Here is a 14,906-nt window from a genome sequence, read left to right as displayed (position 1 = left end):
CTGGCTCTGGCTCTGGCTCTGGCTCTGGCTCTGGCTCTGGCTCTGGCTCTGGAACAGCCTCCACCGGCGCCCGCTCGCCGGTCAAGGGCGCGGCGGTCTCGGCGGGCGCCTCGGGCTGTTTTTCCTCGCCATTCGCCGTCTCGGGGACCGCCTCGTCCTGCGGCCTTTCCTCCACCTCCTTCTTGCCGAAGGAGAAGACGCGTTTGATGAATCCGAACGCCATGGGTCCCTTTACGCTGTCATGCCGCCTGGCTTTCGGCGGCGACCGCCGTCAGCCGCTCGCCGTCATGCCCTGCAATGACGGCCTCGACGATCTCGCCGGGCCGGCCCGCCGAGACTGCGGCGAGCGCGAAACCCTCGGTGCGGCCGAGACCTTCCCGCTCCACCAGGATGCGCTGGCGCGTGCCCTGCAGCATCTCCAGATGCCTGCGGTAGGCCGCATCGCCTGCCGCGCGCAGCCGGGCGGCGCGCTCCTTGACGAGCGCGCGCGGAAGCTGCGGCATGCGCGCCGCCGGCGTGCCGGCGCGCGGCGAGAAGGGGAAGACGTGCAGATGGGTGAGCCCGCACTCCTCGACGATGGCAAGCGCGTTGTCGAACATCGCCTCCGTCTCGGTGGGAAAGCCTGCGATGATGTCCGCGCCGAACACCACATCGGGCCTGAGCCGGCGCACCTGCTCGCAGAAGCGGATCGAATCGGCACGCAGGTGGCGCCGCTTCATGCGCTTGAGGATCATGTCGTCGCCATGCTGCAGCGACAGGTGCAGGTGCGGCATCAGTCGCTCCTCCTCGGCGAGTGCGGCAAGCAGCGCCTCATCCGCCTCGATGGAATCGATGGAGGACAGGCGCAGGCGCTGGAGCGCCGGCACCTCGCGCAGGATGGTGCGCACCAGCCGGCCGAGCCGCGGACGACCCGGCAGGTCGGCGCCAAAGCTCGTCAGGTCCACCCCTGTGAGCACCACCTCGCGATAGCCGTTGTCGACCAGCCGCCTGACCTGATCGACCACCGCACCCATGGGCACGGAGCGCGAATTGCCCCGCCCGTAGGGGATGATGCAGAAGGTGCAGCGGTGGTCGCAGCCGTTCTGCACCTGCACGAAGGCGCGGGCGCGCCCCTCGATGGCGTCCACCATGTGGGAAGCCGTCTCGCGCACCGCCATGATGTCGTTGACGCGCACCTTCTCGAACTGGTTGACGCCGAAATCCGGCAGCGCGCGGTAGCTATGGCGCCTGAGCTTCTCCTCGTTGCCGAGCACGAGGTCCACCTCCTCCATGGCGGCGAAGGTGGCAGGCTCGGTCTGCGCGGCGCAGCCGGTGACGATGATGCGCGCATGCGGATTGTCGCGCCGCGCCTTGCGGATTGCCTGGCGCGCCTGGCGCACGGCCTCGCCCGTCACCGCGCAGGTGTTGACCACCACGGCACCGCCCTCCAGGCGCCCAAGGCCCGCCGCATCCGCCTCGCGCCGGATGACCTCCGACTCATAGGCGTTGAGCCGGCAGCCGAAGGTGACGACATCGACCGCCATCAGGCCGCGCCCTCCGTATCGCGCTCCCAGGCGCCCGTCTCGGGATCGAAGCGGCCGGAGAACTCCCACTCCGCCGGGCCCGTCATGACCACGTGATCGTCCTCGCGCCACGCAATCTCCAGCGGCCCGCCCGGCACGGTGACGGTCACCTGCCTGTCCGTGCGCCCCGTGCGCGCACCCGACACCGCGGCGGCGCAGGCGGCCGAGCCGCAGGCGCGTGTCAGCCCGGCGCCGCGCTCCCATGTGCGGATCGTCATGGCATCGCGCGCCGTCACGCGGGCGATGGTGATGTTGGCACGCTCGGGAAACATCGGATGATGTTCGAGAAGCGGGCCGAACCGGGCAAGGTCGTAGGCGTTCACGTCGTCCTCCACCCAGAAGACGGCATGGGGATTGCCCATCGAGACGACGGAGGGCGAATGCAGCACCGGCGCGTCGATGGGTCCCACCTGCAGCTCGATCATGCGTGTGTCGCGGAACTCCTCGGCCAGCGGGATCTCCTGCCAGCCGAAGCGCGGGCGCCCCATATCGACCGAGATCAGCCCGTCCTCGTGCTCCCGCGCCTCCAGGATGCCGGCGGCGGTGGCGAAGACGAAGCTTCGGCGCCCGGTCTCGGCGGCGAGCGCCTGCACCACGCAGCGCATGCCGTTGCCGCACGCCTGCGCCGCGCTGCCATCGGCATTGAGGATCTCCACGTGATAGTCCGTGCCGCCCACCCGCGGGTCGTGGATGGCCATGATCTGGTCGAAGCGCGTCGCGGGATCGGCGGCGAGCGCCACCGCCGCGGCCGGCAGCACGCGGTCGCCACGCCCGCGCATGTCGGCAACGATGATCTCGTTGCCGAGTCCGTTCATCTTCGCAAAGGCTGCCGGCTGCGCCATCGGGCTCCGATCCGTCGGGTTTTGTGGCCTATATGGCGGATGATGCGGCAAATTACCAGCCGCCGGGCTCACGCGATGGCCACGATGCCCAGTGCGACCAGCAGGAAGAGGACGAGAACGAAGGCAATGAGAATCTTGGCTCCCGTCATCGCCGCGCCGGCCAGGCTGTTGAGCCCGAGCAGGCTGGCGACGGCGGCGACGATGAGCAGGATGACGATCCATTTGAGCATGGGGCAACCTTTCGTGCGCAGGTGCGGAGCGTGGCGACAACGCGCTTGCGCGGCCGCCGGTTCCGCCGTAAAGGCAGCCTCGCCGGGCGGATGGCGGCAATTTTCTGCGCCGAAACCGGTTCTTAACCATGGTTGTGTGTGATAATTTCCAAACTTCGCCACGATTGGACACGATCCGAGGCGTCATCGAGGGCACGCAGCCCGGAACGGAGAGAGGGATGCCACACAGGAAAACGGGAATTCTCGCCATTTCGCTGCTGGCGCTCGGATTGGCCGGCTGCCAGTCCGGCCGCTTCGCCAACAACGCCACCTATACGCCCGCGCCGCTGCCGCCGGCTCCCTCCGGCACGGTGACGGGGAACCAGCTTCCGCCGCCGAGCGCCCCCAACAGCGACAGCGCCTTTCCCGCCGTTCCCGAGCAACCCGGCACCGACATGGCGGCCGTCGACCCGCAGGCGCAGGCAGGCGTGGAGGCTGCCGCGGCGACGATCGAGAAGAACAGTCTCCTGGGCTCCTGGACGGTCAATTCCGGCGGCACCACCTGCCAGATGTTCCTGACGCTGACCAAGTATGGCAACGCCTCGCGGGGCGGCACGCGCGGCTGTGCGGGCGTGCTGGCCGATATGCGCGGCTGGGATCTGGCGGGCAAGCAGGTCGAGATCTACAACGATGGCGGCGAGACCATCGCGCGGCTCTATTCGAGCGGCAACGAGCGGCTCGACGGGCAGACCATCGACGGGGCACCCGTCACCCTGTCCCGCTGACGCCGTGGCGGGCCGTGCCGCCCGCCTTTTCGCCCGAACGCGCCAATTGCCCTGCGGTGTACCCCCATGTCCCTGCGCGACGGCCTCGTGACGCATCTGACGGTCGCGCAGCGCTATGCGCACATGGTGGAGACCGGCGCCCTGGCGCGCGACCCCGCCCAGCAGAAGGTGGTGGCCGCGCTCGATCACCTGATCGACCGCATCGAGGAACGGCGGCTGGCCCGCAAGTCGAGCGCGCTCGGCTGGCTGTTCGCCAAACGCCACAGGAAGGGTCCCGTGACAGGACTCTACATCCATGGCGGCGTGGGGCGCGGCAAGACCATGCTGATGGACATGTTCTTCGAGCTGGTGCCGGTGCGCGGCAAGCGGCGGGCCCACTTCAACGACTTCATGGCCGACGTGCACGACCGCATCGCCCGCCACCGTGCGGCGCTGAAGAACGGCGAAACGCGCGAGAAGGACCCGATTCCCCCCGTGGCGGCGGAGCTGGCGCGGCAGGCCTGGGTGCTGTGCTTCGACGAGTTCACCGTCACCGACATCGCCGATGCGATGATCCTCTCGCGCCTTTTCTCCGCCCTCTTTGCCGAGGGCGTGGTGCTGGTGGCCACCTCCAACGTGGCGCCCGACGATCTCTATCGCGACGGCCTCAACCGCGGCCTGTTCGAGCCCTTCATCGACATTCTCAAGCGCCATGCGCAGGTGCTCCACCTGGATGCCGACACCGACTACCGGCTGGAGAAGCTGAGCCGCCTGCCCGTCTACATGACGCCGCTCGACGCCGACAGCGAGCGCATGATGGATGCCGCCTGGCAGGCGGCAACGGAGGGCCGGGAAACCCACCGCGAGGAGCTCCACATCAAGGGCCGCACGGTGACGGTGCCGCGCGCCGCCGGCCGTGCCGCCCGCTTCACCTTCGCGGAGCTCTGCCGCAAGCCGCTGGGAGCGCGCGACTTCCTTGCCATCGCCCGCCGCTTCGACACGATCTTCATCGACGGCGTGCCGGTGATGGGCCTTGCCCAGCGCAACGAGGCCAAGCGCTTCATCCTGCTGATCGACACGCTTTATGACAGCCGCACGCGCCTCTTCGTCTCGGCCGAGGCGCCGCCCGAGGGGCTGTACACCGCCGACCGCGGCACCGAAGCCTTCGAGTTCTCGCGCACCGCCTCGCGGCTCGTCGAGATGCAGAGCCATGAATGGGCGGAAAACGGAGCCCGCACCGCGCATTCCGCCGCATAAGCGCCATGATTTTTTACCTTTACGTAAATCCAAAGATATCTAACCGATTGAAATAACTGGCCCGAAATTATCCGGTTGAATTTTCTGTCATGAACCACTATGCCAGACGGGACGTTCGGGCGCCGGCTTGCCCGCCCGAAGCCCTGCAACGGCCGGGTTTTCGCACGGCGTCCCCGGCGTGTGTTAAGTGAGAGGGGATTTTCACCACATGGCTCGCGACAAGATCGCTCTCATCGGCTCCGGCATGATCGGCGGCACGCTCGCTCATCTGGCGGGGCTGAAGGAACTGGGGGATGTCGTCCTGTTCGACATCGCCGAAGGCATTCCGCAGGGCAAGGGGCTCGACATTGCCGAGTCCTCGCCGATCGAGGGCTTCGATGCCAGGTTCGAGGGCGCCAACGACTATGCCGCCATCGAGGGCGCCGATGTGTGCATCGTCACTGCCGGCGTGCCGCGCAAGCCGGGCATGAGCCGTGACGACCTCCTGGGCATCAACCTGAAGGTGATGGAGCAGGTGGGCGCCGGCATTAGAAAATACGCGCCGAACGCCTTCGTCATCTGCATCACCAATCCGCTCGACGCGATGGTATGGGCGCTGCAGAAATTCTCCGGCCTGCCGAAGAGCCATGTGGTGGGCATGGCCGGCGTGCTCGACTCGGCCCGGTTCCGCTACTTCCTCGCCGAGGAGTTCAAGGTTTCGGTCGAGGATGTCACGGCCTTCGTGCTGGGCGGCCACGGCGACACCATGGTGCCGCTGACGCGCTACTCCACCGTGGCGGGCATTCCCATCCCCGATCTGGTGAAGATGGGCTGGACCTCGAAGGAGAGGGTGGACGAGATCGTGACCCGCACCCGCAACGGGGGAGCCGAGATCGTCGGCCTTCTGAAGTCCGGCTCCGCCTATTACGCCCCTGCCTCCTCGGCCATTGCCATGGCCGAGAGCTACCTGAAGGACAAGAAGCGCGTGCTGCCTTGCGCGGCGCATCTTTCCGGCCAGTACGGCGTCAAGGACCTTTATGTCGGCGTGCCGGTGGTGATCGGCGCCGGCGGCGTGGAGCGCGTCATCGAGATCGGCCTCAACAAGAGCGAGCAGAAGATGTTCGACAAGTCGGTGGAAGCCGTTGCCGGCCTGTGCAAGGCCTGCGCGGAGATCGCCCCGAGCCTGAAGAAGTAGGAGCCGGCTCCATGAACATTCACGAATATCAGGCCAAGGAACTGCTCAGGGGCTATGGCGCGCCCGTGGCGGATGGCATCGCCATCTTCAGCCCGGAGGAGGCGGAGGCCGCGGCGCGGAAGCTTCCCGGGCCGCTCTATGTGGTGAAGAGCCAGATTCACGCCGGCGGCCGCGGCAAGGGCCGCTTCAAGGAGCTGGGGCCGGACGCCAAGGGCGGCGTGCGGCTTGCGAAGTCGGTCGAGGAGGTGGTCGCCAACGCCCGCGAGATGCTGGGCAACACGCTGGTGACCAAGCAGACCGGTCCCGACGGGAAGCAGGTGAACCGCCTCTATATCGAGGACGGGGCCGACATCGACCGCGAGCTCTACCTTTCCATCCTGATCGACCGCACGGTGGGCCGGCCGGCCTTCGTCGTCTCCACGGAGGGTGGCATGGACATCGAGGCCGTGGCCGAGGAGTCGCCGGACAAGATCCTGACGCTGCCCATCGACCCGGAAACGGGCGTGACGGCGGACGACGTGGCCAGGCTCAACGGGGCGCTGAAGCTGGAGGGTGCGGCGGCACGCGACGGCGAGGCGCTCTTCCCCGCTCTCTACAGGGCCTTCACCGAGAAGGACATGAGCCTTCTGGAGGTCAACCCCCTGATCGTCATGAAGAACGGCCGGCTGCGCGTGCTCGACGCCAAGGTTTCCTTCGACAACAACGCGCTGTTCCGCCATCCCGAGATCGTGGCGCTGCGCGACGCCAGCGAGGAGGACGAGAAGGAGATCGAGGCCTCCAAGTACGACCTGGCCTATGTGGCGCTGGAGGGCAACATCGGCTGCATGGTCAACGGTGCCGGGCTTGCCATGGCGACCATGGACATCATCAAGCTGTATGGCGCCGAGCCCGCCAACTTCCTCGATGTGGGCGGCGGCGCGAGCAAGGAGAAGGTGACGGCGGCCTTCAAGATCATCACCGCCGACCCGAACGTGAAGGGCATCCTCGTCAACATCTTCGGCGGCATCATGCGCTGCGACGTGATCGCCGAGGGCGTGGTCGCCGCCGTGAAGGAGGTGGGGCTGAAGGTGCCCCTGGTGGTGCGGCTCGAAGGCACCAATGTCGATCTCGGCAAGAAGATCCTGTCCGAAAGCGGCCTCAACGTGATCCCCGCCGACGACCTGGACGACGCGGCGAAGAAGATCGTTCAGGCGGTCGGGGGAGCCTGATCCGATGCCTCCCCGGAAGACCGCTCTTTTGGAAGCGGCAGACCGCCACATTCAAAGGACGCTCGACCCCATGGTGTCCGGGGACGTCAACGATTCGCAGGTCAAGATCGCCAGGTTCGGCGAGACGTTCGGCCGGCACGCCCACGGGAAGGAGGACGGGGCCATTCTCGTCCTGCGCGGGGGCATCGCCATCGGCTTGCGCGACGGCACCGTCGAGCACCGCCCGCGCTCCTGGATCGAGGAGCCGGTGGTGCCGATGTTCGAGCCGGCCACCACGCTGAACACCGGCAATGCCAGGAGCGACTTGACCGTCACCGAGCTGAAGCGGCTGTAGGAGCAAGAATGTCCATTCTCGTCAACAAAGACACCAAGGTTCTGGTCCAGGGCCTGACCGGCAAGACCGGCACCTTCCACACCGAACAGGCGCTCGCCTATTACGGCACGAAGATGGTCGGCGGCGTCCACCCCAAGAAGGGCGGCGAGACCTGGGGCTCGGTGGAAAGCGGGGCACAGCTTCCCATCTTCGCCTCCGTCGCCGAGGGCAAGGAGAAGACCGGCGCCAACGCTTCCGTGATCTATGTGCCGCCGGCAGGAGCCGCCGCCGCCATCATCGAGGCCATCGAGGCGGAGATCCCGCTCATCGTCTGCATCACGGAAGGCATTCCCGTGATGGACATGGTGCACGTGAAGGCGAAGCTCGACAAGTCGAGCTCCCGCCTCATCGGGCCGAACTGCCCCGGCGTGCTGACGCCGCAGGAGTGCAAGATCGGCATCATGCCCGGCAACATCTTCAAGAAGGGCTCGGTGGGTGTCGTCTCGCGCTCCGGCACGCTGACCTATGAGGCAGTGTTCCAGACCACCAACGAGGGCCTGGGCCAGACGACCGCCGTGGGCATCGGCGGCGACCCGGTGAAGGGCACCGAGTTCATCGACGTGCTGGAGATGTTCCTGGCCGACGAGGAGACCGAGTCCATCATCATGATCGGCGAGATCGGCGGTTCGGCGGAGGAGGATGCGGCGCAGTTCATCCTCGACGAGGCCAAGCGCGGGCGGAGAAAGCCGATGGCCGGCTTCATCGCCGGGCGCACCGCCCCGCCCGGACGCACCATGGGCCACGCGGGCGCGGTGATCTCCGGCGGCAAGGGCGGCGCGGAGAGCAAGATCGAGGCCTTCGAGCGCGCCGGCATCAAGGTTTCGCCCTCGCCGGCCCGGCTGGGCACGACGCTGGTCGAGGCGATCAAGGGATAAAGCGAACAGCTAATAGAGGGTGGCCAACAGGGAAGCGCGGGAATGGGCGACGAGCGCGAGACATCCCTACTCCCTGTTCGCCACCCGCTATTCGCTCTAGACGAGGAGACGAAGCAATAGCTTCGGAACAAAGATGGCACGGCAAGATCAGGCCAACGACGCATTCTCCCTCACCTCCTTCCTCTATGGCGGCAATGCCGCCTATATCGAGGAGCTCTATGCCGACTACGAGGCCGACCCCAACTCGGTGAACGAGGACTGGCGCGCCTATTTCAGCCGGCTGAAGGACGATGCGGCCGATGTGAAAAAGGCCGCCAGGGGCGCCTCCTGGAAGAAGAAGGGCTGGCCGATCGCCGCCAATGGCGAGCTGGTCTCCGCGCTCGACGGCAATTGGGCCGCGATGGAGAGCCACTTCGACAACAAGATCCGCGAGAAGGCGGCCAGGATGGGCGCCGCCATCACCGAGGCCGAGGTGCAGCGTGCCACCCGCGACTCGGTGCGGGCGATCATGATGATCCGCGCCTACCGCATGCGCGGCCATCTGCATGCCGATCTCGACCCGCTGGGCATCGCCAAGCCGCTGGAAGACTACAACGAGCTGTCGCCCGAAGCCTACGGCTTCACGGAGGCCGATCTCGACCGGCCGATCTTCATCGACAACGTGCTGGGGCTGGAGACCGCCACCATCCGCGACATGCTGGCGATCCTGAGGCGCACCTATTGCTCCACCCTCGGCGTGGAGTTCATGCACATCTCCAACCCGGCGGAGAAGGCGTGGATTCAGGAGCGCATCGAGGGGCCCGACAAGGGCGTTGCCTTCACTGCCAACGGCAAGAAGGCGATCCTGCAGAAGCTGATCGAGGCGGAAGGCTTCGAGCAGTTCATCGACGTGAAGTACAAGGGCACCAAGCGCTTCGGTCTCGATGGCGGTGAGGCGCTCATTCCCGCGCTCGAGCAGATCATCAAGCGCGGCGGACAGCTGGGCCTGAAGGAGATCGTGCTCGGCATGGCCCATCGCGGCCGGCTGAACGTGCTGGCACAGGTGATGGCCAAGCCGCACCGCGCCATCTTCCACGAGTTCAAGGGAGGCTCCTTCGCGCCGGACGACGTGGAAGGCTCAGGCGACGTCAAGTACCATCTCGGCGCCTCCTCCGACCGCGAGTTCGACGGCAACACGGTGCATCTGTCGCTGACCGCCAACCCCTCGCATCTGGAGATCGTCGATCCGGTGGTGATGGGCAAGGCCCGCGCCAAGCAGGACCAGCTTTTCGGCCGCACGCGCGAGGAGATCGTCGGGCTTCCCGAGCGCGCCAAGGTGATGCCGCTGCTTCTCCACGGCGATGCGGCGTTCGCCGGCCAGGGCGTGGTGGCGGAGTGCTTCGGCCTTTCCGGCCTGCGCGGGCACCGCGTGGCGGGCACCGTGCACTTCATCATCAACAACCAGATCGGCTTTACCACCAATCCGCGCTTCTCGCGCTCCTCGCCCTATCCTTCGGATGTGGCGAAGATGATCGAGGCGCCGATCTTCCACGTCAACGGCGACGACCCGGAGGCCGTCGTCTATGCGGCCAAGGTGGCCACCGAGTTTCGGATGCAGTTCCACAAGCCGGTGGTCATCGACATGTTCTGCTACCGCCGCTACGGCCACAACGAGGCGGACGAGCCGTCCTTCACGCAGCCGATCATGTACCGCAAGATCCGCTCGCACCCCACGACGGCCGAGGTCTACTCCAGGAAGCTTCTGGACGAGGGGCTCGTCACGGAGGAAGAGATCGAGAAGATGAAGACGGACTGGCGCTCCTACATGGAGGCCGAGTTCGAGGCGGGCCAGTCCTACAAGCCCAACAAGGCCGACTGGCTGGACGGCGCCTGGTCGGGCCTCAGGAAGGCCGACAACGAGGACGAGCAGCGCCGCGGCAAGACGGCCGTGCCGGTCAAGACGCTGAAGGAGATCGGCAGGAAGCTTACCGAGGTGCCCGAGGATTTCGAGGTGCACCGCACCATCCGCCGTTTCCTCGACAACCGCAAGAAGATGATCGAAACGGGCGAAGGCATCGACTGGGCAACCGCCGAGGCGCTGGCCTTCGGCTCCATCCTCATGGAAGGCAACCCGGTGCGCCTTTCCGGCCAGGATTCGGAGCGCGGCACCTTCTCCCAGCGCCACTCCGTGCTCTACGACCAGCGCGACGAGAGCCGCTACATCCCCCTCAACAATCTGGGACCGCAGCAATCCTACTACGAGGTCATCAACTCGATGCTCTCGGAGGAGGCGGTGCTCGGCTTCGAATATGGCTACAGCCTGGCCGAGCCGCGGGCGCTGGTGCTGTGGGAGGCGCAGTTCGGCGACTTCGCCAACGGCGCCCAGGTCGTTTTCGACCAGTTCATCTCGTCGGGCGAGCGCAAGTGGCTCAGGATGTCCGGCCTCGTCTGCCTGCTTCCCCACGGCTATGAGGGCCAGGGGCCGGAGCACTCCTCCGCCCGGCTGGAGCGCTTCCTGCAGATGTGCGCGGAGGACAACATGCAGGTGGCGAACTGCACCACGCCGGCCAACTACTTCCACATTCTTCGCCGGCAGTTGAAGCGCGACTTCCGCAAGCCGCTCATCCTGATGACGCCGAAATCCCTCCTGCGCCACAAGCGCTGCGTGTCGACGCTGGCGGAGATGTCGGGCGAAAGCTCCTTCCACCGGCTTCTCTGGGACGATGCGGAGTATCTGAAGGACCAGAAGATCAAGCTGGTGAAGGATTCCAAGATCCGCCGCGTCATCATGTGCTCCGGCAAGGTCTATTACGACCTCTACGAGGAGCGCGAGAAGCGCGGCATCGACGACATCTATCTTTTGCGCATCGAACAGCTCTACCCCTTCCCCGCCAAGGCGCTGATCACCGAGCTTTCGCGCTTCAAGAACGCGGAAATGGTCTGGTGCCAGGAGGAGCCCAAGAACATGGGCGCCTGGTCGTTCATCGACCCCTATCTGGAATGGGTGCTGCAGCACATCGACGCCAGGCACAAGCGCGTGCGCTATACCGGGCGTCCGGCGGCCGCCTCGCCCGCCACGGGGCTGATGTCGAAGCATCTGGAGCAGCTCGCCGCCTTCCTGGAAGACGCGCTGGGCAACTAGTCGAACCGATCGAGAAGAACCAACGGAAGCACATCCATGGCCACCGAAATCCGCGTTCCCACCCTGGGCGAATCCGTCACCGAGGCAACCATCGGCCGCTGGTTCAAGAAGGTCGGCGACGCGATCGCCGCCGATGAGCCCATTGTCGAGCTGGAGACCGACAAAGTGACGGTGGAGGTGCCCGCCCCCGCTGCCGGCACACTTTCCGAAATCGCTGCCAAGGAGGGCGAGACGGTGGAGGTGGGTGCGCTTCTGGGCGCCATCGGCGAGGGCAAGGCCGCCGCGGGCAAGGCGGACGGCAAGAACGAGGACAAGGAAGAAAAGCGGGAAATGCGGGAGAAGGCGGAAACCTCCGGCAGCGCCGGCGGCAAGCTGGTGGAGGTGACGGTGCCCTCTGCCGGCGAATCCGTGACCGAGGCGCAGGTGGGCGAGATCTACAAGAAGGTGGGCGACGCGGTGAAGGCCGACGAGCCGATCCTGGAGCTGGAGACCGACAAGGCGGCGCAGGAGGTGATGGCGCCGGTTGCCGGCGTGCTGCGTGAGATCGCCGTCAAGAGCGGCGAGGAGGTGAAGATCGGCGCTCTCCTGGCGCGCATCGAGGAGGGCGCGGCCGCCGGCGGAACGCCGGCCGAGCCGAGCGCGGGCAGGAGCGACACCGGCAAGGCGGAGGAAGCCCGGGAGGCCGATTCCACCCGCCCGCCCTCTCCCGCCGCGGCCAAGCTGATGAAGGAGCACGGCCTCAAGACCTCTGACGTGGAGGGCACCGGCAAGCAGGGGCAGGTGCTCAAGGGCGACGTTCTGGAGACCATCGAACGCGGCCGTGCGGCCCCCGGCGAGCCGGCCGAGGCGCCGAAGGCCGCCCGCTCCCCCTCCGCCGGCGAGGACGAGGCGCGCGAGGAGCGGGTGAAGATGACCCGCCTGCGCCAGACCATCGCCCGCCGGCTGAAGGACGCGCAGAACACCGCCGCCATGCTGACCACCTTCAACGAGGTGGACATGACCGCGGTGATGGAGCTGCGCAAGAAGTACAAGGATCTGTTCGAGAAGAAGCACGAGGTGAAGCTCGGCTTCATGGGCTTCTTCACCAAGGCTGTCTGCCACGCACTGAAGGAGCTGCCCGCCGTCAACGCCGAGATCGACGGCACCGACATCATCTACAAGAACTACTGCCACATCGGCGTGGCCGTGGGCACGGACCGTGGCCTGGTGGTGCCGGTGGTGCGCGATGCCGACCGCATGACCATCGCCGAGATCGAGAAGGAGATCGGCCGGCTGGGCAAGGCCGCCCGCGACGGAAAGCTTTCCATGGCCGAGATGCAGGGCGGCACCTTCACCATCTCCAATGGCGGCGTTTATGGCTCGCTCATGTCGACGCCGATCCTCAATGCGCCGCAGTCGGGCATCCTCGGCATGCACAAGATCCAGGAGCGGCCGATGGTCGTCGGCGGCGAGATCAAGATCCGCCCGATGATGTATCTGGCGCTGTCCTATGACCACCGCATCGTCGACGGCAAGGAGGCCGTCACCTTCCTGGTGCGGGTGAAGGAGGTTCTGGAGGACCCGGAGCGCCTCGTTCTGGACCTCTAGGCTCCATCCCCCGGCGAGGCACGGCGCGATGACGCTGAGGATGCTGCTGATGGTCGCCGCCCTGCTTCCGGCGGGAGCTGCCTCTGCCGCCTGCCCGCAGGCGCTGGCGGTCTATCGGGAAGCGGGCGGTGAGAGCGGCCTCGAGTTCACGCCCGCCACCCGGCAGGACGTGCGCAATGCCTTCCGCCTGCTGCTGCCCGGGCGCCGCCCCCTGGAGGGCGAGGTCGCCTGGCCGCGCGCCGGCGGCCAGCCAGAGGGCAGGCTCGCCGCCAGCGGCGCGCAGGCGGGCGGCGCGCTGTGGCACGGCGCGATCCAAGCGATCGACCGGCAGGGCCGGATCGGCCCTCTGCCCGCCGCGGACGAGGACGCGACCGAGCGGCTGATCCTTGTGGATCTGAGCCGGGCCCTGCGTTCCGGCGTGCCGGGCGGAGCGGCGCTGCCCGGCATCGACGTCTACAGCCTGAGCGGCTGTCAGGAATAGGCTGCCTTTGGCGGCGACAGGAGAGGGATTGGAAACATGTCTTACGATGTCGTGGTGATCGGAACCGGCCCCGGCGGCTATGTCTGTGCCATCAAGGCCGCCCAGCTTGGCCTCAGGACGGCGGTGGTGGAGAAGCGGCCGAACCATGGCGGCACATGCGTGAATGTCGGCTGCATTCCCTCCAAGGCGTTGCTGCACGCTAGCGAAATGTTCGCCGAGGCAGGCCACGCCTTCGCAGACCTCGGCATCGACGTGGGCAAGCCGAAGCTCGACCTGAAGAAGATGCTGGCCCACAAGGACCGGACGGTGGAGCAGAACGTCAAGGGCCTCGACTTCCTGATGAAGAAGAACAAGATCGAGGTCTTCCGCGGCACCGGGCGCATCGCCGCCGCCGGCAGGGTGACGGTGACGGGCGAGGACGGCAAGGAAGAGACGCTGGAGACGAAGAACATCGTCATCGCCACCGGCTCGGACGTGGCCGGCATTCCCGGCGTGGACGTGAAGTTCGACGAGAAGGTGATCGTCTCCTCCACCGGCGCGCTGGAGCTTTCGAAGGTTCCCGAGACCATGGTGGTCGTGGGCGGCGGCGTGATCGGGCTGGAGCTGGGCTCCGTGTGGGCGCGGCTCGGCGCCAGGGTGACAGTGGTCGAATATCTCGACACCATTCTGGGCGGCATGGACAGCGAGGTGGCCAAGCAGTTCCAGCGCCTGCTTTCCAAGCAGGGCTTCACCTTCCACCTGGGCGCCAGGGTGACGGAGGTCGCCAAGGCCGGCAAGGGCGCAAAGGTAACCTTCGAGCCGGCCAGGGGCGGCGATGCCCAGACCATCGAGGCCGATGTCGTGCTGGTGGCCACGGGCCGCAAGCCCTACACCGAGGGGCTGGGGCTGAAGGAGGCCGGAATCGAGACGGACGAGCGCGGCCGCGTGAAGACCGACGGGCACCTGCGCACCAATGTCGAGGGCGTCTATGCCATCGGCGACGTGATTGCCGGCCCGATGCTCGCCCACAAGGCGGAGGACGAGGGCGTGGCGGTGGCCGAGATCATCGCCGGCCAGGCCGGCCATGTGAATTATGACGTGATTCCGGGCGTGGTCTACACGAACCCGGAGGTCGCCTCGGTGGGCAAGACGGAGGAGGAGCTGAAGAAGGCCGGCGTGGATTACACGGTCGGCAAGTTCCCCTTCAGCGCCAATGGCCGCGCCCGCTCCATGCTGCACACGGACGGCTTCGTGAAGGTGCTGGCCGACAAGAAGACCGACCGCGTCCTGGGCGTGCACATCCTGGGCTTCGGGGCCGGCGAGATGATCCACGAGGCGGCGGTTCTGATGGAGTTCGGCGGGGCGGCGGAGGATCTGGCCCGCACCTGCCACGCCCATCCGACCATGTCGGAGGCGGTGAAGGAAGCGGCCCTCGCCGCCTTCGCCAAGCCGATCCACTCCTGAGCACGGGTGC

Annotated in this window: 13 protein-coding genes and 1 pseudogene; 10 read left to right on the top strand and 4 right to left on the bottom strand. The window is 66.9% G+C overall.

What is annotated here, in order from left to right; translation table 11 throughout:
- From NYR58_RS05730 to NYR58_RS05715, 4 genes and pseudogenes are all read right to left on the bottom strand, one after another.
- Window positions 1-223, bottom strand: a pseudogene (locus NYR58_RS05730) (signal recognition particle-docking protein FtsY); the annotation flags it as partial.
- Window positions 224-239: 16 nt separating this feature from the next.
- Window positions 240-1,523: a tRNA (N(6)-L-threonylcarbamoyladenosine(37)-C(2))-methylthiotransferase MtaB gene (gene mtaB / locus NYR58_RS05725; RefSeq protein ID WP_261519523.1), complete on the bottom strand. Its 1,284-nt coding sequence runs from the start codon at window positions 1,521-1,523 to the stop codon at window positions 240-242.
- On the bottom strand, window positions 1,523-2,404 hold the full coding sequence (gene dapF / locus NYR58_RS05720; protein ID WP_261519522.1) for a diaminopimelate epimerase: 882 nt from the start codon (window positions 2,402-2,404) through the stop codon (window positions 1,523-1,525). The genes mtaB and dapF overlap by 1 nt, the downstream gene beginning before the upstream one ends.
- 68 nt (window positions 2,405-2,472) lie before the next feature.
- Entirely contained in the window at window positions 2,473-2,634 is a 162-nt protein-coding gene (locus NYR58_RS05715) for a DUF1328 family protein (protein ID WP_261519521.1), read from the bottom strand.
- Between the two features lie 218 nt (window positions 2,635-2,852).
- Between NYR58_RS05715 and NYR58_RS05710 the strand changes: the two genes are divergently transcribed.
- From NYR58_RS05710 to lpdA, 10 genes are all read left to right on the top strand, one after another.
- On the top strand, window positions 2,853-3,398 hold the full coding sequence (locus NYR58_RS05710) for a protease inhibitor Inh/omp19 family protein (RefSeq protein ID WP_261519520.1): 546 nt from the start codon (window positions 2,853-2,855) through the stop codon (window positions 3,396-3,398).
- 66 nt (window positions 3,399-3,464) lie between these two features.
- The gene (zapE, locus tag NYR58_RS05705) at window positions 3,465-4,634 is read left to right on the top strand and encodes a cell division protein ZapE (RefSeq protein ID WP_261519519.1); all 1,170 of its coding nucleotides are present in this window, start codon (window positions 3,465-3,467) and stop codon (window positions 4,632-4,634) included.
- Between the two features lie 208 nt (window positions 4,635-4,842).
- The gene (gene mdh / locus NYR58_RS05700) at window positions 4,843-5,808 is read left to right on the top strand and encodes a malate dehydrogenase (RefSeq protein ID WP_261519518.1); all 966 of its coding nucleotides are present in this window, start codon (window positions 4,843-4,845) and stop codon (window positions 5,806-5,808) included.
- A gap of 11 nt (window positions 5,809-5,819) precedes the next feature.
- Complete coding sequence (gene sucC, locus NYR58_RS05695) at window positions 5,820-7,016, top strand: ADP-forming succinate--CoA ligase subunit beta (protein WP_261519517.1); 1,197 nt, start codon at window positions 5,820-5,822, stop codon at window positions 7,014-7,016.
- A 4-nt stretch (window positions 7,017-7,020) separates the two neighbouring features.
- Window positions 7,021-7,350 (top strand): cupin domain-containing protein, encoded by a 330-nt coding sequence (locus NYR58_RS05690; protein WP_261519516.1) that lies wholly within the window; start codon window positions 7,021-7,023, stop codon window positions 7,348-7,350.
- 8 nt (window positions 7,351-7,358) lie between these two features.
- Window positions 7,359-8,264 (top strand): succinate--CoA ligase subunit alpha, encoded by a 906-nt coding sequence (gene sucD, locus NYR58_RS05685; protein WP_261519515.1) that lies wholly within the window; start codon window positions 7,359-7,361, stop codon window positions 8,262-8,264.
- Between the two features lie 133 nt (window positions 8,265-8,397).
- Window positions 8,398-11,385, top strand: a complete 2,988-nt coding sequence (locus NYR58_RS05680) for a 2-oxoglutarate dehydrogenase E1 component (protein WP_261519514.1) — start codon at window positions 8,398-8,400, stop codon at window positions 11,383-11,385.
- 36 nt (window positions 11,386-11,421) lie between these two features.
- Window positions 11,422-12,972, top strand: coding sequence for a 2-oxoglutarate dehydrogenase complex dihydrolipoyllysine-residue succinyltransferase (odhB, locus tag NYR58_RS05675; protein ID WP_261519513.1), 1,551 nt, complete (start codon window positions 11,422-11,424; stop codon window positions 12,970-12,972).
- A gap of 28 nt (window positions 12,973-13,000) precedes the next feature.
- The gene (locus tag NYR58_RS05670; protein WP_261519512.1) at window positions 13,001-13,453 is read left to right on the top strand and encodes a hypothetical protein; all 453 of its coding nucleotides are present in this window, start codon (window positions 13,001-13,003) and stop codon (window positions 13,451-13,453) included.
- 36 nt (window positions 13,454-13,489) lie between these two features.
- The gene (gene lpdA, locus NYR58_RS05665; RefSeq protein WP_261519511.1) at window positions 13,490-14,896 is read left to right on the top strand and encodes a dihydrolipoyl dehydrogenase; all 1,407 of its coding nucleotides are present in this window, start codon (window positions 13,490-13,492) and stop codon (window positions 14,894-14,896) included.
- Window positions 14,897-14,906 lie beyond the last annotated feature (10 nt).

It is taken from the genome of Chelativorans intermedius, assembly GCF_025398255.1.
Lineage (GTDB): Bacteria > Pseudomonadota > Alphaproteobacteria > Rhizobiales > Rhizobiaceae > Chelativorans > Chelativorans intermedius.
The sequence above is the reverse complement of the archived record's forward strand: the minus strand, read 5'-3'. Positions and strand labels throughout refer to the sequence as shown.

Coding starts and splice junctions, on each gene's coding strand:
- mtaB (WP_261519523.1), bottom strand. CDS start 1,523: ATGGCGGTCGATGTCGTCACCTTCGGCTGCCGGCTCAACGCCTATGAG.
- dapF (WP_261519522.1), bottom strand. CDS start 2,404: ATGGCGCAGCCGGCAGCCTTTGCGAAGATGAACGGACTCGGCAACGAG.
- NYR58_RS05715 (WP_261519521.1), bottom strand. CDS start 2,634: ATGCTCAAATGGATCGTCATCCTGCTCATCGTCGCCGCCGTCGCCAGC.
- NYR58_RS05710 (WP_261519520.1), top strand. CDS start 2,853: ATGCCACACAGGAAAACGGGAATTCTCGCCATTTCGCTGCTGGCGCTC.
- zapE (WP_261519519.1), top strand. CDS start 3,465: ATGTCCCTGCGCGACGGCCTCGTGACGCATCTGACGGTCGCGCAGCGC.
- mdh (WP_261519518.1), top strand. CDS start 4,843: ATGGCTCGCGACAAGATCGCTCTCATCGGCTCCGGCATGATCGGCGGC.
- sucC (WP_261519517.1), top strand. CDS start 5,820: ATGAACATTCACGAATATCAGGCCAAGGAACTGCTCAGGGGCTATGGC.
- NYR58_RS05690 (WP_261519516.1), top strand. CDS start 7,021: ATGCCTCCCCGGAAGACCGCTCTTTTGGAAGCGGCAGACCGCCACATT.
- sucD (WP_261519515.1), top strand. CDS start 7,359: ATGTCCATTCTCGTCAACAAAGACACCAAGGTTCTGGTCCAGGGCCTG.
- NYR58_RS05680 (WP_261519514.1), top strand. CDS start 8,398: ATGGCACGGCAAGATCAGGCCAACGACGCATTCTCCCTCACCTCCTTC.
- odhB (WP_261519513.1), top strand. CDS start 11,422: ATGGCCACCGAAATCCGCGTTCCCACCCTGGGCGAATCCGTCACCGAG.
- NYR58_RS05670 (WP_261519512.1), top strand. CDS start 13,001: ATGACGCTGAGGATGCTGCTGATGGTCGCCGCCCTGCTTCCGGCGGGA.
- lpdA (WP_261519511.1), top strand. CDS start 13,490: ATGTCTTACGATGTCGTGGTGATCGGAACCGGCCCCGGCGGCTATGTC.